The sequence below is a fragment of the Coraliomargarita sinensis genome, assembly GCF_003185655.1.
Lineage (GTDB): Bacteria > Verrucomicrobiota > Verrucomicrobiia > Opitutales > Coraliomargaritaceae > Coraliomargarita_B > Coraliomargarita_B sinensis.
This window is the reverse complement of sequence record NZ_QHJQ01000006.1, coordinates 1-18897: the sequence shown is the minus strand read 5'-3', so window position 1 is coordinate 18897 and position 18897 is coordinate 1. Positions and strand designations below refer to the sequence as shown.

The following is an 18897-nucleotide window of genomic DNA, read 5'->3' as shown; positions in this document are numbered from 1 at the left end:
CTTTGGAAAACATGTCTACCGAGCAGTTTATCACGATTATCCGCAAGCGCCTGAACCGGCGTGTCTTGCTTCGTTTTGTCGTTTTTGCCCTGTTCGCTGCGACGGTAATTTCCGTGCTTTATGGCCTCTATTACATTGTTCGCGGATATGCCGTGCCGGAGATCGGTTATCTCTGGATTGCTCTTCCCGTTAGCTTGCTGGGCCTCCTGATCGCGGCATTGCGTCGTGTGAGCAAGGCGGAAGCCGCCCGCTTTGCGGATGAAACCTTCCACCTCAAGGATATTTTAATCAGCAGCATGCACTTCAAGGCCCTGCCTGAGCGTGAAGAAGCGCATGATTTAACCATTCGGCTTTCGGACCGTTCCGTCGAGCCGCTTGATCCCAAACAGGTCCCTTGGTTACTGCCCCGTCGAATTGCCCTGGCGACTGTGTTCTGCGCGTTGCTCATGTTCCTCCTGGCTCTGTTGCCCCCGAGTGATGCGGTATTAGCCGCGGAGGCCCGGCAGCAAGCTATGATGGCGCGTTCGGAGGAAAGTTTGGAGGCTCTGGAGGAATGGATCGAAGACTTGTCCGAGAATATGGACGAGGAAGAAGCCGAGGAGATTGATTTGGAAAGGCTGAAAATCGCGGTCGAGGAACTCGAGGCCACGGGAGATCAGCGCGAGGCCTTGCGCCAGCTTGCACGCATCGAACAGGAGGTGGCTGAGCGCATGGAGAAGCTGGACCAGCGCAACGATGAGGAAGCCCTGCGCAAAGCCGCGGAAGAACTGGAAAAGGCGGACGAGACTGAGGCGCGTCAATTGGCCGAAGATCTGAAGAAAAAAGATTATAAAGAGGCCGCGGAAAAATTGAATGAGCTCAAACAAAGTGAAGCGCAAACGACCAAGTTGAGCGAAAGAGAGAAGGAGCTGGCCAAGTTGCGGGCGATCTCAAAGCGGATGGCAGCGGCCAATGGATCGAAAATGGACCCCGACGCCCGCATGTCGGAAAGCGATCCTAATGGAGAGCGCAGCGAACAATCGATGGAGGGCATGCTGGGGGAGCTGGACGAGAATGCCCAAATGATGGAAGGCAAGCTGGAGGAACTGGAATTGAGCGACCAGGAAAACGCGGGACAGTGCGAAGCAATGGCCTGCCAGTTGAATGAGGATATCGACTCGATTGCACGCAAACTGGCGAAGATGCAGATGAAGAATCAGGCACAGATGAAGTTGGCGGGACTACGCCAGCAACTAGCCATGGCGCAGAGTTTTGCCAGTGGCCGCAGCCCGGGCATGGCAAAAATGCCGGGCGGTCAGGGGGCCGGGGTCGGAACAGATAATTCCCGACGCGATGTGCGGGAGGCGCTTGCCGATAACGGGCAATACACGAATTTGACGGGACAGAAAGGGGAAGGCCCCTCTCTAAGCAAGATTGAAGATGCGGAGTCCGGAAGTGGTGTCTCCAGACGAACAGCGGTTGCACGGGAGCGGGAATTCAAACGTCAGTATGAATCTTTTGTTCAGCGCGACGATATCCCGGAGTCGGTGAAATACGCGGTCGGAAATTACTTTGAATCCATTCACAATTACTCACCTGATGCGGTGCGCGACACCGCAACTACAGGTGCCGAATAAACAAATACCAAAATAAATATATGAGCACATTGGAGGCTTCCGCCGAAGAGTTTACCGCAACATTCAAACGCATCCGATCCGAGGTGGGTAAATTTATTGTCGGTCAGGATGATATCATTGAGAATGTTTTAATCGCCGTTTGCTGTGGCGGTCACGTGCTTTTGGAAGGTGTGCCGGGCCTGGGGAAGACGGCATTGGTGAATACCCTGGCCAAGGCGCTGGATCTGAAGTTTCAACGCATCCAGTTTACGCCGGACCTTTTGCCTTCTGATGTTGTGGGCACGCAGGTACTGGTGGAATCGGAAGGGCGCCGTTCGCTGCAGTTTCAACAGGGGCCGGTTTTCTGTAATATTCTTCTCGCGGACGAGATCAACCGCGCCACCCCCAAGACGCAGTCCGCGCTTCTGGAAACCATGCAGGAGAAGCGTGTTACGGTCGCCAACCAAACCCACAGCATCGGCAATCCGTTTTTTGTGCTGGCGACCCAGAACCCGATTGAAAACGACGGTACGTATCCTTTGCCCGAAGCGCAGCTGGACCGCTTCTTTTTTAAACTCAGCGTCGAACTTCCCAGCCACGCAGACTTCCTCGAAATTCTGAATCGCACCGGTGGCAACAGTCAGCCCGATATCGAAGCAGTCGCTCATGGTGAGGATATTATTGAGATGGGGCGGGTCCTGCGCGAAATTCCGATCGACGAAGACGTGCAGAACTTTCTCGTGAAAATCGTGCGGGCCACGCATCCCGACCACGAGGACTCGCCGGAAAAAGTGCGGACCTTTGTGCGTAACGGGGCCTCGCCCCGTGCGGCTCAGGCAATTCTTGCCGCGTCACGGGCAAGAGCCCTACTTGACGGACGCTTTCATGTGGCAAGAGAGGATGTCGAGAAATCCGCGATCCCGGCCATGCGGCATCGTTTGATTCTATCTTTTGAGGGTGAAGCCGAAGGGATCTCAGCGGATGAGGTGATTCGTGCGGCGATCGAAGAGTCACTCGTTCGATGAAGTCGACCGAGTCATTGACGGATGCGCGCTTCATTCAGCGCCTGGAATCGCTCTATTTGCTGGCCCGCAAGGTGCTCGGTGGGACGTTGCAGGCTGACCGTAAATCCACGCGTAAGGGGGCCGGGATTACATTTGCGGATTATGCCGAATACCAGATGGGGGATGATTACCGCTCCATCGACTGGCGTGTCTACGCACGTTTCGACGAACTGGTGGTCAAACTGTTCGAACTGGAAGAAGACGCGACAATTTACATTCTGCTCGATTGCAGTCATTCGATGAAGAGCAAGTTCCTCATGGCCAGACAGCTTGCGGCGGGCCTTGGTTACATCGGCTTGAACTGCCTCGACCGATTGTCGGTTTACTCGCTCGCGGATCGCTTGGATCCGATTCTGGATCCTACCCGTGGGCGTGCGCGTGTTTTTCCCTTCCTTCGAAAGCTGGATGAGCAGCAGACCGTGGGTAAGGACACTGATTTTACGACCTGCTGTAAGACTTTCCAGGCGCGGCGGCACCGTAAAGGCATGGTGATCGTGGTGTCCGATTTTCTTTTTCCGGGTGGTTACGAACAAGGGCTCAAATTACTGAATTGGCACGGTCATGACGTCTATTGTTTGCAGGTACACGACCCGGCGGATTTGAAATGCGACTGGAAGGGCGATGTCGATGTGCAATGCGTCGAGAGCGATGCGCACATGCGTGTGACGGTCTCTCCGAAAGAAGCCCGAGCTTATGAAGATGCGATTGCGGCTTGGAATAACGGATTGAAAAAGGAATGCGCGCGCCGGGGGATCGGTCTGGCTTCAGTGACCTCGGAGGTGGCTTTTGATGCGGTGATACAGGATATTTTGCGAAGAGGGGGTTTGGTCGCGTGAGTTTGCTATCGCCCATCTGGCTTTGGAGCTTGCTCGCGCTGCCCCTGCTTGCGGCCCTGTATTTCCTCAAGGTCCGGCCCAGGCGTAAACCGACGAACGCTTATTTTCTGTGGCAGCAGATTTATCAGCAAAAGTCTTCCAGCGCTTTTTTTCGGCGCCTTCGCGATTTATGGTCTCTGTTACTTATGCTGCTCGCTTTCGCATTGCTGGCATTCGCGCTATCGAATCCGCGGATCGATTCGAAAGATGACAGTGATCTGATCATCGTGATGGATAGCTCTGCCTCGATGCAGGCTTTCGAAGGAGGAAGCAGTTTACTAGACCGGGCGAAGGATGAAGCCGTTGAGATGGTGAAGGCGCTTAATGGCACCCGCCAGGCGGCAGTGGCCTCGCTTGATTCCCGTTTGAATTTTCAATCACATCTGAGTTCCCATCCGCGTCAGCTATTGGAGGCGATCGACGCAATCAGCGCCAGCGACCAAAGCCTCGATACGGATGCGATGCGACAGTTGGGAGGAATCGTTGCGGCGGAAGACAGTCCATATCGTGTCGTCTTTTTAACGGACGGGCGCCACGGTCTCGAAAGCTATCCCGAAGGTATTGAGACGCTGGTCTTGGCCTCGGAGAGATTGCCGAACTGCGGCTTTGTTGCGGCAGATTTGCAGTGGCAGCCCGGACGACCCGGAGTGGCCAGTTTCTACTGTCGTGTCTTCAACTCCGGCGAGGAGCCCGCAACGGTCGATTTTGAACTGGTGCATGCTGCAACCGGTGTCATCGGTAAATATGCCAGTCTTACCATTCCGCCCGGCGAGGCACTGGAGCAGGTTTATGAATTAGTGGGCGTTGACCCAGGGGAGTGGAAGGCGAATTTGGTCGTGGATGATGCGCTTGCTTTGGACAACTCGATTACGCTCGGGCTCAATCCACGGCAACCCTTGTTTGTCGGGATTGAGGCGGGCAATCGCTGGTTCTTTGAGAACTGCGTGCGTGCCTTTGCCCGAGCCGGCGATGTTCTGCAGGTCGCCGCAGAAGGTGCTCCCATACGCCTTAGCGAAGGACCTGTGAATACGGAAGCGCCCATGCGGATCGTGTTCAGACCGGAGGGCGATTCATTGTTTTGGTCTGAATTGGGCGAGCCTTTGCCGCCGGTACTCGCTGAAACACTCATTCCGGAACACCCTATTCTGCAGCATGTTGAGCTTAAGGACTTTGGTTTTCCGGGCGCGCGCGAAATAGAGGTGCCTCCCGGTTCAGTCGTGTTGATGGCGACAGAGCAAGGTGTGCCTCTGATTTACAAGACATTCCTCGAAGGCCAGCAGGCCGTGGTCATGAATTTTGATCCATCACAGGAGGACTTTTTCCTCTCTCCATGGTTTCCCGTGTTGATACATGCCGCCGCTCTTCACCTAGCCAATCGTGAAAATGAGTTCGCCCCGGTTTATGCCACCGGTTTTGCCGTCGAGCTACCCGGAGAGGCGACCACGGCGTGGCAAGTCACCGGTCCTGATGGCGTAAACCGTGAGATGTTTGGGGGGCAGTCGCTTCGCTTTGGATCGGCAGGCGCCTATCAGTTGACAAGCGAAGAGGGGAGCTGGGTCCTGGGGGCCGGATTGCTTTCCCCGGTCGATTCCAATCTCAGGGCATCGGAGGCCGTCGAGCTTGTCGCCATCGCGTCCGGCTGGCCGATTGCGATTTGGCTTCTTCTGCTGGGTTTGTTAATACTGACGGCTGAATCCGTGCTCTACCATAGGAGGAAAGTAGGCTAAAGCAGATGATTGAGTTTCTCACATACAAGCCCCTGTTCCTGTGCCTGATTGTCGCCGGCCTGGTGGTATTTTATCGTTATTCCCTGGTCGACCGGCCCCGCAGGATGAAACTCGCATCCTTTGCCTGCCGGCTGATCGGCTTGTTGCTTTTGATTCTGGCAGTCTGCCGGCCCTACTTTAAGGCGCAGAGCGACAATATGCATTTGGCCTTACTGGTGGATGTTTCGGAGTCGATGGAGATTTCCGAGATGGATGAGGCGAGGGAACAAGCAGAAGAGGCAATTAACTCTTTGAATCCGGGCGACAGTCATTCGCTGTTCATTTTTGCCGAGGGCTTGAGAGAAATCGATTTGGATGGGCTCGATGCTTTCATCGAATCATGCGAGGGTGGTGTGGCCGATGCTGCGTTTCGTTCAGCGAGCCGCTGGTCGGATGCGATGTTGACAGCCCGTCTTAGCTTTCCCTCAGGCAAGTCCAAGCGGATGGTGGTTTTTTCGGATGGTGCGGCGAATGGCTACGGGCTCACTGATGCCATGGAACAGATGGCCGAGGAGGGTATTGATGTGCGTTTTAGTCGTAAGGAATCGCTGAAAAAAGCTGAGGCGGCACTCATCGAGTTGGCACCGGCGACCAAATTTGCTTTTGAGGGCGAAATAGTCCGCCTCCGGGTCGGTATGCGGGCCAACCGTGATATGAGCGCACAACTTCGTATTCTCCATAAGGGTGTGGTTGTGGCTGAACAGCAGGTCGCGTTGAAAGCCGGGAAGAGCAACTTCGCGAATGCCGATATTGAAATGACCAGCTCGGGAGCCAGTCGATGGGAGGCCGAGATTGTGCCCGATGAGGACCATTTCCTGGTGAATAACCGCATGGCGGCCACGATCGAAGTCAAGGGGCGGCCGCGAGTGCTGGTATTACACCAGAAGAGTCGTGACATGCGTCCTTTTGCACGGGCCATGGAAAAACAAGGTATTGAACTGGATGTGCGCGGCGCACGCGGGTTACCGGACACCCTGGAAGGCATCTTGGCATTCGATGCGGTGGTGCTTTCAGATGTTCCGGCCACGGATCTGCGGCCCGTGCAAATGCAGTATTTGAAACGATATGTTTCCGAGTTTGGAGGTGGCTTGGCCATGCTCGGTTCGGAAAACTCTTTTGGTCTTGGAGGATATTATCGTACGCCGGTGGAAGAAGTGTTGCCTCTCACCTCCCGTTTCGAAAAGGAAAAGCAAAAACCATCTTTAGCCATGGCTCTGGTCATCGATAAGTCCGGTTCCATGAATGGCGTGCCTATCGCTCTGGCACGTCAAGCCGCCAAGTCCGCCGCAGAGTTGCTGAGCGGGAACGACCAGATCGCCGTCATCGGTTTTGACAGTCAGCCGGTCGTGATCTGCGACATGACTTCAGCGGGTAACAAAGGCTTGATAGCAAATTCCATCGACTCCCTCGCAGCCGGGGGCGGGACGAACTTGTATCCTGCCATGCTTCTTGGGCGCGACATGCTGGATCGTGCTTCAGCCCGGATAAAACATATGATTATCTTGTCCGATGGTCAGACTTCGGGCGGGGATTACCTGGCCTTGACCCAGGATATGGCGAATCGGGGGGTGACGGTTTCCACGGTTGCGCTCGGCGGCGGCGCGGCCCGCGAGTTAATGAACAGTATCGCGCAGACCGGTCGAGGGCGCTACTATGAGACGAATGACCCCGCCTCGGTCCCTCAGATTTTCACTAAGGAAACCATGCAGGCCTCGAAGTCGGCGATTAAGGAAGATCTTTTTGGTTCGATTCAGGCGAGTGATCACCCAGTACTGTCCGGCTATGAGAATGCGGAGTTACCACTGGTGCTCGGCTATGTCATGACTCGTCCCAATCCCACAGCCCAGGTGCTGCTTGTGGCCGAATCCGGTGATCCTTTATTGGCGGTTACGCGATACGGGCTCGGTACCGGCCTGGCTTATACTTCAGATTTGACGGAGCGCTGGGGGAGCGAGTGGTTGGCCTGGCCCGGGGGCGCGAAGTTCTGGGCGCAAGTGCTTCGCGGTATTTTGAAAAAAGAGACCGGTACGGGGATGACCGTGCGCACAAATGTCGAGGCTGACCGTTTGCATGTCGAGGTGTTGCGTCAGGATTCCGCCATGCGCCCGGTTAACCAGATAAAATGGTCGGCGGATGCGATTGACCAAACCGGTAATTCCCGTGAAATGATTCTGCGGCAGAGTGGGCTGGGGCGCTACAAAGGCACAGTTGATTTGCGTGGCCTGGAGCGTGTTTCCCTGAACATCCGGGATGAAGACTATGGGCGTAGCCGTGTCGTGCGTTGGCAGCGGCCCTATCCCGCTGAATATCGTCTCGGAGCAGAAATTCCGGAGGATGTATCCACGCTGGCCGCATACGATCCGTCAATGATCCACGAGGGGCTCGAGCCCGTTACGATCCGTCGCTCGGCAACTCCGCTGCTTGTCATACTGGCTATGGTCTTCTTTATGTTGGGCATCGCCCTTCGGCGCCTGTAACCAAATTCCTTTTGTTTTGACCGTTCCGGCGGCGCCACCTTGATAGCCCCATGCGTGTGAATGCGGCACAACCCACTCAGTTGATTCTGGCTTCGGCCTCGCCTCGCCGGCGGGAGCTGCTTGAGCGCATGCGCCTGCGGTTTGAAATTCAACCTGCCGATGTGGAGGAGGATAATAATCCGGTTCACGGCCCTTCCGAAATGGTTGCGGCAAATGCGGCATTGAAAGCGTCTGCATTGTGCTCCTCGTTTCCAAATGCTTTGATTCTAGGATCTGATACGACTGTGGCCCTGGATGAAGAAGTCCTCAATAAGCCCGCGAGTCTGGGGGAGGCCCGTGCCATGCTGCAACGTTTATCCGGGCGGAGCCATACCGTTTACACTGCGGTCGCCCTATACTGGCAGAACGGTAAGCTGGAGGAGGTGTTTACGGAAAGGAGCGAGGTGGAATTCAAGCCCTTTGGCGTGGAAGTGATCGAAGAATATATTCAATTGGTGAACCCGCTGGACAAGGCCGGTGCCTACGGGATACAGCAGGCGCGGGAGATGATTATTGAGTCTGTCGACGGCTCGGTCGAAAATGTCATGGGTTTGCCGGTGCAGGCACTCGCGCAAAGACTTGCTGAACTCAAGTTTGATTTTAGGGTCTAACACCAATTCCCGCGAGTAGGGAATATGTATGGAGACATTTCTAGCGCATCCTTTTGATGAGTTTCGGTCCGGCCGTTGGCGGACTGCGATGGTTGCGTTTGGCATCACCTTAATGGTGCATCTCTTCGTCGTGCTGGCCATCCCGGAGCGGATGCTGCCAGTGCATCGTGAAACCAGGGAGAAAGAGGCTGTCATTTACGAGATCGATTTGGCCGAACCCGAGGACATGCGCTACGTGGAGGCGAATCCGGAGGTGCCGGAAAATGAACCGGATCGTACGGAGCAGTATTCATTTCGTGCGCAGCAAGCTGCTGACGAAAGTCCGCTGACGGAAAGCTCGAATCAACCTAAGGTGGATGGAGAGGTGGATTCACTTAAAGTGGTGCAGGGGCAACTCCAGCAAACTCCACCAGTGCCGCCCGGGGTGTATTCGCCCCGCGCCAAACCAGGAGAAGGCGAGGGGGTGGAGGGGGGACGGCAAGGCGCCGAATCACAGCAGCAGGTGGCTCCCGCCCAACCCTTGCCGGCACCGGATTTTATACGTCAAAAGCCTGTGGATGAGGAAGGCCCAGGCAGTAGCGTCGACCTGACTGCTGACGCACAGAAAGTTTTTGAACAGCCGGAGCCGGATGCATCGATCAATGTTTATCGTCCACCAGCCCAGGTGAATCCTCAAGTACAGCCCGGTGATGGCGATGGCGGTGCTGTTGAAGCTAGGCCCATGCCCAGAGAGCGTCCCAGGCTGGCACCGGAACTGATTACCGGGCCTTTGTTGAAGTCGAAAAGTTCAGTCAGCAAGAGGGGTGATCTGGCAATCGATGCCACTTTCAGCGAATTTGGCGAGTATGAGCAGCAATTTTACGCTGCCATCCAGACCGGTTGGTATCAGGAAATCGAGTTCTTTCAGCCTATCGATACATCGACTCGGGTCCATGTCCGCTTTCGGCTGAAGGCCGACGGTAAGGTGGATAAGGTTGAAGCGGTTAAGAGCACTGCCAGTAAAATTGCTACTGTGATCTGTGAAACAGCGATTTCAAAGCGTTCCCCATTCCGGCCATGGACCGAGGAAATGGTCAAAGTGTTTGGAAAGGAGCGATGGATCAATGTGGTCTTTAACTATCGCTGAGAAAAGGGAGTTGATCCAATCGGCTAGCTCAACAGTGCTTATATCCGGACATGTCTTCTCAAGATACAGCACAGCCTGATGAACTGCCCTTGAACAAGGGTGTGCATCTGTTGGCGGCGAATGAGGACGGCTTGGTCGCGCTCGAAAAGCCGTTCGGTGCCATGTCGCACCCCAACAAAGCCACGGATATCAAGCGCTCCATGATTCAGGCCAGTTACGATTATGAAAACGAATATTTTTTCTGGGAGACAGAAGAAGGCGTGGAGCGAAAGGTTTGGTTAATCAACCGTCTCGACTCGCCGACATCCGGCGTGATTTTAGTCGGCCTGAATCCGGAGATTGCAGCCATTATTAAGCAGGAGTTCAGCACCCACAAAGTAACTAAAAACTATCATGCCTTGGTGCGGCACAAACCACACAAGCATGCTGGTATCTGGGCGGATGTCATCAGTAAGGATCTGGTTAACAACGGGCGAAAGATCAAGAAAGGCCGTCAGATTAAAGCCAAATCGGGTTATCAACTGGTGAAGACGCCTGTCGGTGGCTTTCCGATCGCTTTACTGAAACTTGTTCCTGTGACAGGACGCACCCACCAGCTACGGATTCAATGCAGCAAGCATGGCCATCCGATCGTGGGGGACCGCAGCTACGGCAATTTCCGCTTCAACAAGGAAGTCGTTCTGGAGACGGGTGAGAAGCGCATGATGCTGCATGCGTCCGAGTGCATCGTAAACTACACCTACAAGGGCAAGGCAAAGACCTTTCGGGCGCATTCTGAGCTTCCTGAAGCATTTCAAGCAGTGCTGGGATTCCGTCCGGGCATGGGGAAGCCCAGGCCCACTGAAAACCAGTCGGAAAAACAGGATTCCGCAAACCTGAAGGGGCGTCGGTTTAAAGCGGTTTGAGATTAAATCGCGCTTTTATTTGTCAGAGCTGCAAAATTCCGCATGGTGGTAACCATGCCGATGGATCATCACTACCTCCGCGATGAACGTATGCTGGTTCGTCTTGCGGTCGTGCTGGGTATCGTTGTCGGTGTTTTGGCATTCATACTGGCGAAAAGTATGACCTCGCGCGTTGAACAGGTGTCACCAGAGAAAGTTTGGACCTATGTTCAAGAGGCTTCCGATCAGAAAGGACTCGATCCTGAGTTTGTCTACGCGCTCGCTTGGGCGGAAAGCAGTCTCAATGCCAAGGCGCGCAGCTCCGTCGCCCGAGGAATGATGCAGCTCACCAAGTCGGCTTGGCGTGAGGTTTCGGAGGAATCCTACCGTCATGCCTGGGACTGGAAGACCAACATTAGAGTGGGGGTGGACTATCTCGCATTTTGTCGTGATTTCCTGAAGCGCCACGATGCATTTTCCTATCCTCTCCTGGCTGCCAGTTATCGCTACGGACCCTACTACGTGCAAAAGCGGGGCTTTGATCTCAACCAGGTGCGTGCCCCGAAAAACGAGATCTATAAACGTATTTTCGAAGGGAATATCCGACCCGTGCGGCCTCCGGCCATAGCGGATTATTGATAGCTCAGCACTTCCGGGTAGATTTGACCGGTAGGGCTTATTTTGAAAAGGTAGACCTTTTCCGGTTCCATGCGCGTGTAGATGGCGTTTCCGAAAACAGCCTGAATGTCGTACTCGCTCAGCTGCCGGGGATTATTGGCCAATTCCCAGATTGCCTCCCAGAAGACAGGTTGATTTTTCAGTCGAAGGGACTGCGTGATCGCGCTGTAACGTTCCGGCGCCTGGCCCGGTTTTTGAATTGGGGCGCCTTCAGATGGAGCTTCACCATCGCCGTAGATGCGACGCCAGAGATAGAGCGCCCGACCTTTGCCGTCTTTCACGTATTCGTCGCCGAATTTAACAATCAGAGCATCAAAGTGAATCACCTCACCTTCGACCACGAAAAGCTCTTCGCTAATAACTTCATCGGGGTTTCCCGGTGCCGTTTGTACAAAGCGCACCAGACTTTCCACCTGGCCTAGTTCGTTGCGTGAGCGCGACTTCAGGGTGGCGAAACCAATCTGCTGTTCATCCGTGAGGTTTCGGATGGCTTTGTTCAGTTTATGATTCTCAGTCAGCAGGCTATGAATGCTGGAACTGGAAAAGTAAAAGGCCACCCCCAGCACGGCCGCGGTCGCAATTGCGGCCAGTAGAACGATGGTCACGATAATTTTACCACTGCGTGCTTCTTTTGACATAAGTGTCATTAAGCCTACCATGCTAATCTAGTCGTAAACCTCGACAGAAATTTTCACTTAATTCCATTGAGATTCTTCAATTTGAGCAGACATTGATGCCCGTGAGCGATATTGCACAGTTTGATCCGGCCCAAATCCGCGCTGACTTTCCGATCCTTGGCACGGAAGTCCGTGGCAAGCCCTTGACTTATTTGGACAGCGGAGCGACCGCACAGAAACCATTCTCCGTGATCGAGGCGATATCCCGCTACTACAGCGCGGAGAACGCCAACATCCACCGGGGCTTACACTTCCTGAGCGAACAAGCCACCGAGGCTTATGAATCAGCGCGTGGTACGGTGGCGAACTTTATCGGAGCCAGTGACCCTGACGAAATTATTTTCGCCCGCGGCGCAACGGAAGGAATAAACCTCGTCGCTCACGGCTTCATCGAGACAGTTCTCAAGCCGGGAGACGAGATTCTGATCAGTCACATGGAGCATCATGCCAATATTGTGCCCTGGCAGATTGCTGCGGAAAAAACGGGAGCTGAATTAAAGGTGATTCCCGTAACAGAAGCAGGCGAAATTGACATAGACGCGTTTGAGAGCCTGTTGTCGGAAAGGACAAAGCTGCTTTCCATCGTTCACGTTTCCAATGCGCTCGGCACCATCAATCCTGTGCAGGCGATGATCGAAAAAGCCCATGCGGCAGGGGTTCCCGTACTGTTGGATGGTTGCCAGTCGGTGCCGCACATGCAGGTGGACCTCTCCGAGCTGAATTGTGACTTTTTTGTTTTTTCCGGACATAAGCTTTTCGGCCCGACCGGTATCGGGGTGCTCTGGGGCAAGCGGGAATGGTTGGAGAAATTTCCGCCTTACGAGAGCGGGGGCGACATGATCGAGCAGGTCGATTTCGGAGGGACTACTTACAAACCTATTCCGGCAAAATTCGAAGCCGGAACGCCGCATATTGCGGGGGTGATCGGCCTTGCTGCCGCCATTGAATACGTCAAGCGGTTGGACCGCGATGGCGCGCTTCGTCATGAAGCGGCTCTACTTCAGGCGGCGACTGAGGCGCTCTCCGATGTGGATAATTTGCGCATCATCGGCAAGGCTCCGCACAAAGCATCCATCCTTTCCTTTGTAATCGACGGGGTTCATCCCCATGATATCGGCACGTTCCTTGATGCCGACGGGGTCGCCGTACGCGCGGGGCACCATTGCACCCAGCCTCTGCTCAAACGCTTTGGTTTACCTGCCACCGCGCGAGCTTCGTTTGCCTTTTATAATAACTTCGACGACGTCGAACGATTGGCCAATGCCGTGAAAAAACTGCAGCGCTTTTTCGGCTAATTAAGATTTTTATCCTGCTAGGGCGGGGGCTGTAGAACAGGCGTCCGCCCGCATTACGCGTTAAAGCGATGTAATAGATCTTCAAGGCTTTGGCAGGCCATCTCGGCACCGCCGGCTCTAAGCTCCTCAACGCTGTGCGCGCCGGTACTGACACCGTAGAAAATCAGATTGGCATTCCGTGCGGTCTCTGCATCCGTGGGCGAGTCACCGATCAAAATGGCACCTTCACTTTGCGCTTTTATCTGTTCGAGTACGTAGTTTGTCAGCTTAGGATCGGGCTTGGCCCATTCAGTATCAGTGTTACCGATACAAACCTTTATTTTCCGGGAGAAACCGCAGTGCTTGCTCACAGCACGCGCGGTTTCGCCATGTTTGTTGGTAAAGATGGCCTGCGGACATTCTTTTCCGGCAAAAAAGTCGATCAATTCAAGTGCACCGGGCAATATAATCAGTCCGTCCAGCATGATTTCGGGAAAGCGTTTGCGGAAAGCCAGGCAGGCTTCTTCCATGCGCTCATTTTCAACAAAAAGACCCATGGTCGATGCCATCGGTCCGCCGAGGCTGCGACGAATGACGTCGGTGTCGGGTGCGGTATGCCCCAGTGCAGTGATGACTTCCGTGTAGCACTGAATAATGGGCGCAGTTTGATCAATAAGGGTACCGTCCATATCCCAGAGGACGGCTTTTGGTAGTGGTCGGTTCATGCAGTCGCCGAGGATTAAGTAATTGAAAAAACGCGTTCACCCAGTTCTCGCAGGTCATTGAAAATTGTGGAGCTGCCGGTTGCATCCGCCAATTGTTCAGCGGTGTGGCTGCCCGTGGCCAGGAGATAGCAGGGCAGACAGCCGGCTTGTGCGGCCGCAAAGTCGTAGGGAGAGTCGCCGACCATGGCAGCTTCATCGGAAGCGCAAGCCATGCGCTCAAGAGCTTCCATGGTAAAACGCGGGTCCGGCTTGCGATGGCCATGGCCGTGTCCGGTGCCGACTATGACGTCGAGATATTGAGCTAAGCCAAGATGCTCGAGTATGGCCGCGGCATGGGTCTCGTATTTGTTGGTGAATACACCGAGCTTATGCCCGTTCGTCTTGAGGGCTTTGAGTAACCAGTCGCTCCCGGGTATAATTTCGACGTCATCATACATGATCTCGGCGAAGTGATCCCGGAAATAGGGGATGGCGGCCTCGACATGTTCTTCGCCGCAGAGCTTACCCAGGGTAATCGGCACCGAGCCGCCCACCGTTGCACGTACGGTGGCATAATCGCTTTCGGGAAGCCCAAGCTTTTGTTGTGCATAGGCAACGCCACGGTGTATTGCGCTGAAGTGGTCGATCAATGTGCCGTCGAGGTCGAAAAGGATGTTTTGCATGAGAAAAAGTGCTTTATTCAAGAGGGTGTATGGTCCACCTTTGCGTCTACTGAATGGGCATGTCATACAGTTATGGCAAGCGAAGGAGTGATGCGCATTATTTAATTTGATGACGACCGATGAGCAAGATCAAGCGGCGTGTCTGGCCTCCAGTCGGGGCTCAGCTGACGATGCGGGTGTGCTGGTGCTGCATCTGTCCGGTCGTTGGTTGCTTTCCCGGCAACGCCCGAAGCTGCCGGATGTGCTGTCCAAGGTAGATCCGTCGGCTTACAAATCGATACATTTTGATATTCACTGTCTTCAATCATGGGATACGGGCCTGTTGATTTTCGTCCGGGCGTGTCAGGACTGGGCGAACGAAAACGGCCTTAATTGCCATCTGGGAGATTTACCGGAGGGGGTGCAAAATCTTGTTCGCTTGTCCCGTGTGGTACCGAAAAACGAGAGTACGGGAGGATTCAAAGGAAGGGACTGGCTTTCGAGTCTGGGCCAAAAATCTCTCGGCGTACTGGACGGCGTGATGCGCTATCTTGCTTTTTCCGGTGAGCTTGTGCTCGACCTTCTGGCCTTTGTCACCGGCAGGGCGAAAATACGCCGTCAGGATTTCCTCTTTATTCTTCAAACCACGGGGGCTACGGCAGTGCCCATTGTCTCCTTACTGAGCTTTCTGACTGGTTTGATCATCGCTTTTATTGGTGTGATCCAGCTTCAGAAATTCGCCGCCGATATCTACGTTGCGGACCTGGTGGGGCTCGCCACGACCCGTGAGTTGGCTGCGGTTATGGCGGGAGTCATTATGGCTGGTCGCACCGGGGCGGCCTTTGCCGCACAAATCGGAAGCATGAAGGTGAATGAAGAGATCGATGCACTGACAACTTTCGGCATATCGCCCATGCAGTTTCTCGTGCTGCCACGGGTCATCGCCATGGTTTTGATGATGCCGCTGCTCTGTGTCTTCGCCAATGCGGTTTCGATCGCCGGGGGCATGGTGGTGGCAACCACAATTTCAGATGTCAGTGTGACCCAGTACATCAATCAAATTGATCATGCCGTTTCGACGACTGATTTCGCGGTGGGAATTTTCAAAAGCGCGGTTTTCGGCCTGATTGTTGCGATGGCAGGCTGCTACCGTGGATTGAACTGCGGGAAAGATGCCACCGCAGTGGGCTTGGCCGCGACCTCGGCAGTGGTGACTGCCATCACCTGGATCGTGATTGCTGATGCGGTTTTCGCAGTAATGTTTCACATCCTGGGAGTATAATCATGGAGGATACTCTACAGAAAATTTCGGTGAAGAATCTAACCATGGCCTATGGTGATTTTGTCGTCATGAAGTCGCTGAACTTTTCCGTGAAACGGGGTGAGGTGAAAGTGATCATGGGGGGCAGTGGTTGCGGCAAAAGTACTTTGCTGAAGCATATGATTGGACTTGAGCGCAGCCGCCAGGGGCAAATTTTTTACGACGGCGCGTTGTTCGACCCCGAGGAAACGGTCGGAGATAGTTTCTGCCGACGCTTCGGGGTATTGTTTCAGGGGGGCGCGCTTTGGAGTTCGATGAGTGTCGCCGAGAACGTCGCGCTTCCTCTGGAGTCTTACACAAAGCTAACGAGGGACGAGATTCGTGACGTTGTGGAATTCAAACTCTCATTGGTGGGACTGGCCGGATTCGGGCAACGCTATCCCTCTGAGCTCAGTGGCGGAATGCGTAAGCGGGCCGGTCTCGCACGTGCGATCGCCCTGGATCCTCAGATATTGTTTTTCGATGAGCCATCTGCCGGGCTGGATCCGCTCAGCTCCCGTCGGCTGGATGATTTGATTCTCGAGCTGCGTGACGCTCTTGGCGCGACTGTGGTCGTGGTGACCCATGAACTGTCCAGCATTTTTGCCATAGCCGACAGCGCGCTCTTTCTGGACGCGGATACGAAGTCTGCACTGTGTGACGGGAACCCGAACGACCTCATCGATGACGACTCGGTTGACGGTAAAGTACGGAATTTCCTTAAACGGGGCGAGCTTGGTCACGAAGGGCGGGATCCAGCAAATGATTGAACAAATCCACACATTAGCTCAGAACACTCGAATTAATTGAACATGAATCGACCCAGTCCTAGATTAATCGGTGCTTTTGTTGCGGCTTCGCTGCTGCTTCTGGTAGGTATGGTGATGTTTTTGGGCTCCTCCAGCTTTCTTGGTAAAAATACACGATTCATTCTTTTTTTTGATCAATCGGTGAACGGGCTCAACGAAGGTTCGCTGGTTAAGTTTCGCGGTGTGCCGGTCGGTTCGGTGGAGCGCATCATGATCCGGGCACAAGGGCAGCATTCCGATTCGACGGCCATCCCGGTTATTATCAAGATCGATCGCACACGTCTTGAAAATGATCTCGGTGTGATGGATGAGGCTTTTGATCCAGTATTTATCAAGGATTCGATTGATCGCGGGTTGGTTGCTGAATTGAGCTTGGAGAGTTTTATTACGGGCCAGCTTTTTGTAGAATTCAGTTTTGATCCGGAACGCAGCAACGGACTGCAGTGGCACTTGGTCGGAGACAGTGAAATGATGGAAATCCCGACACTCAGTTCCTCGCTCGACGAGATTACCGACGATGTCGCGGCCATTATTGCGGATCTCAGTGAGTTGGATATCGATCAACTGAACAATAATGTTAACCGTGTTCTTGAAAATACGGCAGTGGTTCTGGAGGGAATTGATTCCAGGGAAATCAGTCGCTCTGTGACCAAAGCGGCTGATTCGGTGACGACCTTCATGCAGTCCGGGGAATTTTCGCAAACCATCGAAGATGCTCAAGAGGCCATGAGAGAGATTTCCCGGACGGTGAAATCCTTCAATATCGAGGACGGTCCTTTAGCGGAAAAACTCAATACCTGGACGTCCAGCCTGACGACGACACTCCAGGGCTTGCAAAAACTGACAACTCAAGCGGATGAAATGATGGCGCCGGACGGGAGCCTGCGCTACGAGCTTGAATCAATGCTACGCGAGTTGACCCGTGCCGCCCGCTCCATACGAGCCTTGTCTGATTATCTCGAGGAAAATCCCAATTCAATCCTGACCGGTCGTCCAAATCCGGAGTAGCCTATCACTTATATGCATAAAGCAGCGTTTATTTTTACAGTTTCACTCTGTTTGTTCGGCTTTTGGGGTTGTGTTAATTTAAAACCGGTACCTTCGCAGAGCGAGAGCTTCACTTTGGGCCCCGTGGGTATGACTCTTGATGTGCCAAACCTGAAGTCGGGAGAAGTTATTTATATCATGCGTCCGCAAGTACCGACCTACCTCGACGATAAGCGCTTGAGTTACCGTTCGGCCAGCGGAGAAGTGGAGAGTATGACAGGTTCCCGTTGGGCCGAGCCCCTCGCTGAAGGAATCGCGCGTGCCATGTCTATGTATTTCTCAGGCTCGGATATCGGTACGATTATCGGGTATTACCCATGGCCGAATACGTCAACGGAAGCATCCCGTCTTTCACTTTATTTTCAAAGTTTTGGAGCAACGGATTTGGGTGATGTGCACGTCGTTGTACGCTGGTCTTTAAAACGTACGAATGAAAACACCGTTTCCGGCCAATTCGTGTCGGAGTCCTTAGAATGGACTGTTGGTGAACCAGAAACGCTTATTGGGGCTTACAATGAAGCGCTTCAGCAACTTGCTCTCGATATCGAAAAAGCACTTCGAAGTGAGTAATTCGTCAGCGGTTATTTCTGGGTCGAAAAGACGAGAGTCGGTACCGAGGACGACAACCTTGCCTCGCATGCCTGGTTGGAATGCTACCTTCCGGGCATCGGTTGGGTGGGGCAGGACCCGACCCATAACCGAAAAACGGACGAAACCTATATTAAGGTGGCACACGGCCGGGACTATGCCGATGTGAGGCCGCTATCGGGAAGCTATCGCGGGGACAGCGCTGCCAACCTCGATGTCGCTGTAGAAATACAGCGACTCGATTGGTAGAAAAAATCTGTAACGGATTATTGACAACGGTCTCCGAAATCAGAGCATTCCCAATCTTTCGGGAGGATGCGCTTCGCACCTTTCTCCAGATGGTGGATGTAGCTCAGTTGGTTAGAGCATCGGTTTGTGGTACCGAGGGTCGCGGGTTCGAGTCCCGTCTTCCACCCCAATTTTCATGTAAGCCCTTCAATTTGAAGGGCTTACTTTATTTATAGGGTCTACACCAAAGTTTGGGGACCGGAGCATTTCCTTTCTATTTTCTTGGTTCATCTTTAACCGCACTGGGCGATGACTCTGAGTCGGTAGTTATCAAAGTTTTTGAAGCCGTATGCGCGTCTTTGTATGAGTTTCATTTTTCTGTGGAAGCCTTCGGTGACGGCGTTGTTTTTGGAGAATCGCCACATGAGCGTGATTGGTTCGGTCCACTGGGTCAGTGAGTTGGCGAGTTTGATCAATGGGCTGAGCCCGGTGT

General features: G+C 53.8%; 19 protein-coding genes and 1 tRNA gene. 16 read left to right on the top strand and 4 right to left on the bottom strand.

Annotation, left to right across the window (positions count from 1 at the left end; translation table 11 throughout):
- Positions 1–11: 11 nt before the first annotated feature.
- Genes DDZ13_RS09265 through DDZ13_RS09225 form a run of 9 tightly spaced genes read left to right on the top strand, consistent with a single transcriptional unit; the run spans position 12 to position 11076 of the window.
- Positions 12–1616, top strand: a complete 1605-nt coding sequence (locus DDZ13_RS09265) for a coiled-coil domain-containing protein (RefSeq protein ID WP_110131178.1) — start codon at positions 12–14, stop codon at positions 1614–1616.
- A 20-nt stretch (positions 1617–1636) separates the two neighbouring features.
- The gene (locus DDZ13_RS09260; RefSeq protein WP_110131177.1) at positions 1637–2620 is read left to right on the top strand and encodes an AAA family ATPase; all 984 of its coding nucleotides are present in this window, start codon (positions 1637–1639) and stop codon (positions 2618–2620) included.
- Positions 2617–3495 (top strand): DUF58 domain-containing protein, encoded by an 879-nt coding sequence (locus tag DDZ13_RS09255; RefSeq protein WP_110131176.1) that lies wholly within the window; start codon positions 2617–2619, stop codon positions 3493–3495. The genes DDZ13_RS09260 and DDZ13_RS09255 overlap by 4 nt, the downstream gene beginning before the upstream one ends.
- Positions 3492–5261 carry a vWA domain-containing protein gene (locus tag DDZ13_RS09250; protein ID WP_110131175.1) on the top strand — a complete coding sequence of 590 codons (1770 nt, stop codon included), beginning with the start codon at positions 3492–3494 and terminating at the stop codon, positions 5259–5261. Before DDZ13_RS09255 ends, DDZ13_RS09250 begins: the two co-directional genes overlap by 4 nt.
- Before the next feature lie 5 nt (positions 5262–5266).
- Positions 5267–7777 (top strand): VWA domain-containing protein, encoded by a 2511-nt coding sequence (locus tag DDZ13_RS09245; protein WP_110131174.1) that lies wholly within the window; start codon positions 5267–5269, stop codon positions 7775–7777.
- Positions 7778–7827: 50 nt separating this feature from the next.
- A complete protein-coding gene (locus DDZ13_RS09240) occupies positions 7828–8427 on the top strand; it encodes a Maf family protein (protein WP_110131173.1) in 600 nt (199 codons plus the stop codon).
- Between the two features lie 28 nt (positions 8428–8455).
- A complete protein-coding gene (locus tag DDZ13_RS09235) occupies positions 8456–9553 on the top strand; it encodes a hypothetical protein (protein WP_110131172.1) in 1098 nt (365 codons plus the stop codon).
- A 50-nt stretch (positions 9554–9603) separates the two neighbouring features.
- Positions 9604–10458 (top strand): RluA family pseudouridine synthase, encoded by an 855-nt coding sequence (locus DDZ13_RS09230; protein ID WP_110131171.1) that lies wholly within the window; start codon positions 9604–9606, stop codon positions 10456–10458.
- 60 nt (positions 10459–10518) lie between these two features.
- On the top strand, positions 10519–11076 hold the full coding sequence (locus tag DDZ13_RS09225; RefSeq protein ID WP_158279861.1) for a lytic transglycosylase domain-containing protein: 558 nt from the start codon (positions 10519–10521) through the stop codon (positions 11074–11076).
- Here DDZ13_RS09225 and DDZ13_RS09220 read toward each other — a convergent pair.
- Entirely contained in the window at positions 11070–11753 is a 684-nt protein-coding gene (locus DDZ13_RS09220; RefSeq protein ID WP_110131169.1) for a hypothetical protein, read from the bottom strand. The genes DDZ13_RS09225 and DDZ13_RS09220 overlap by 7 nt on opposite strands.
- A 95-nt stretch (positions 11754–11848) precedes the next feature.
- Between DDZ13_RS09220 and DDZ13_RS09215 the strand changes: the two genes are divergently transcribed.
- The gene (locus DDZ13_RS09215) at positions 11849–13087 is read left to right on the top strand and encodes an aminotransferase class V-fold PLP-dependent enzyme (RefSeq protein ID WP_110131168.1); all 1239 of its coding nucleotides are present in this window, start codon (positions 11849–11851) and stop codon (positions 13085–13087) included.
- A 53-nt stretch (positions 13088–13140) separates the two neighbouring features.
- Here DDZ13_RS09215 and DDZ13_RS09210 read toward each other — a convergent pair whose 3' ends face one another.
- Positions 13141–13791 carry an HAD family hydrolase gene (locus tag DDZ13_RS09210; RefSeq protein ID WP_110131167.1) on the bottom strand — a complete coding sequence of 217 codons (651 nt, stop codon included), beginning with the start codon at positions 13789–13791 and terminating at the stop codon, positions 13141–13143.
- Between the two features lie 14 nt (positions 13792–13805).
- On the bottom strand, positions 13806–14453 hold the full coding sequence (locus tag DDZ13_RS09205) for an HAD family hydrolase (protein WP_158279860.1): 648 nt from the start codon (positions 14451–14453) through the stop codon (positions 13806–13808).
- A 109-nt stretch (positions 14454–14562) separates the two neighbouring features.
- Between DDZ13_RS09205 and DDZ13_RS09200 the strand changes: the two genes are divergently transcribed.
- The 6 genes from DDZ13_RS09200 to DDZ13_RS09175 all read left to right on the top strand — a co-directional run bounded on the left by DDZ13_RS09200 (position 14563) and on the right by DDZ13_RS09175 (position 18594).
- Positions 14563–15714 carry an MlaE family ABC transporter permease gene (locus DDZ13_RS09200; RefSeq protein WP_110131165.1) on the top strand — a complete coding sequence of 384 codons (1152 nt, stop codon included), beginning with the start codon at positions 14563–14565 and terminating at the stop codon, positions 15712–15714.
- A 2-nt stretch (positions 15715–15716) separates the two neighbouring features.
- The gene (locus DDZ13_RS09195) at positions 15717–16502 is read left to right on the top strand and encodes an ABC transporter ATP-binding protein (protein ID WP_110131164.1); all 786 of its coding nucleotides are present in this window, start codon (positions 15717–15719) and stop codon (positions 16500–16502) included.
- 42 nt (positions 16503–16544) lie between these two features.
- Positions 16545–17549 (top strand): MlaD family protein, encoded by a 1005-nt coding sequence (locus DDZ13_RS09190; protein ID WP_110131163.1) that lies wholly within the window; start codon positions 16545–16547, stop codon positions 17547–17549.
- A gap of 12 nt (positions 17550–17561) precedes the next feature.
- Entirely contained in the window at positions 17562–18158 is a 597-nt protein-coding gene (locus DDZ13_RS09185; RefSeq protein WP_110131162.1) for a PqiC family protein, read from the top strand.
- A gap of 75 nt (positions 18159–18233) precedes the next feature.
- Positions 18234–18425 (top strand): transglutaminase family protein, encoded by a 192-nt coding sequence (locus DDZ13_RS09180; RefSeq protein ID WP_110131161.1) that lies wholly within the window; start codon positions 18234–18236, stop codon positions 18423–18425.
- A gap of 92 nt (positions 18426–18517) precedes the next feature.
- Positions 18518–18594, top strand: a tRNA-His gene (locus DDZ13_RS09175).
- 103 nt (positions 18595–18697) lie between these two features.
- Here the strand turns inward: DDZ13_RS09175 and DDZ13_RS09170 are convergent.
- The coding region (locus DDZ13_RS09170; protein ID WP_146209314.1) for a transposase at positions 18698–18897 on the bottom strand (200 nt) is incomplete at its 5' end.

Coding starts and splice junctions, on each gene's coding strand:
- DDZ13_RS09205 (WP_158279860.1), bottom strand. CDS start 14,453: ATGCAAAACATCCTTTTCGACCTCGACGGCACATTGATCGACCACTTC.
- DDZ13_RS09230 (WP_110131171.1), top strand. CDS start 9,604: ATGTCTTCTCAAGATACAGCACAGCCTGATGAACTGCCCTTGAACAAG.
- DDZ13_RS09245 (WP_110131174.1), top strand. CDS start 5,267: ATGATTGAGTTTCTCACATACAAGCCCCTGTTCCTGTGCCTGATTGTC.
- DDZ13_RS09220 (WP_110131169.1), bottom strand. CDS start 11,753: ATGTCAAAAGAAGCACGCAGTGGTAAAATTATCGTGACCATCGTTCTA.
- DDZ13_RS09265 (WP_110131178.1), top strand. CDS start 12: ATGTCTACCGAGCAGTTTATCACGATTATCCGCAAGCGCCTGAACCGG.
- DDZ13_RS09215 (WP_110131168.1), top strand. CDS start 11,849: ATGCCCGTGAGCGATATTGCACAGTTTGATCCGGCCCAAATCCGCGCT.
- DDZ13_RS09190 (WP_110131163.1), top strand. CDS start 16,545: ATGAATCGACCCAGTCCTAGATTAATCGGTGCTTTTGTTGCGGCTTCG.
- DDZ13_RS09210 (WP_110131167.1), bottom strand. CDS start 13,791: ATGAACCGACCACTACCAAAAGCCGTCCTCTGGGATATGGACGGTACC.
- DDZ13_RS09225 (WP_158279861.1), top strand. CDS start 10,519: ATGGATCATCACTACCTCCGCGATGAACGTATGCTGGTTCGTCTTGCG.
- DDZ13_RS09200 (WP_110131165.1), top strand. CDS start 14,563: ATGACGACCGATGAGCAAGATCAAGCGGCGTGTCTGGCCTCCAGTCGG.
- DDZ13_RS09185 (WP_110131162.1), top strand. CDS start 17,562: ATGCATAAAGCAGCGTTTATTTTTACAGTTTCACTCTGTTTGTTCGGC.
- DDZ13_RS09255 (WP_110131176.1), top strand. CDS start 2,617: ATGAAGTCGACCGAGTCATTGACGGATGCGCGCTTCATTCAGCGCCTG.
- DDZ13_RS09260 (WP_110131177.1), top strand. CDS start 1,637: ATGAGCACATTGGAGGCTTCCGCCGAAGAGTTTACCGCAACATTCAAA.
- DDZ13_RS09195 (WP_110131164.1), top strand. CDS start 15,717: ATGGAGGATACTCTACAGAAAATTTCGGTGAAGAATCTAACCATGGCC.
- DDZ13_RS09240 (WP_110131173.1), top strand. CDS start 7,828: ATGCGTGTGAATGCGGCACAACCCACTCAGTTGATTCTGGCTTCGGCC.
- DDZ13_RS09235 (WP_110131172.1), top strand. CDS start 8,456: ATGGAGACATTTCTAGCGCATCCTTTTGATGAGTTTCGGTCCGGCCGT.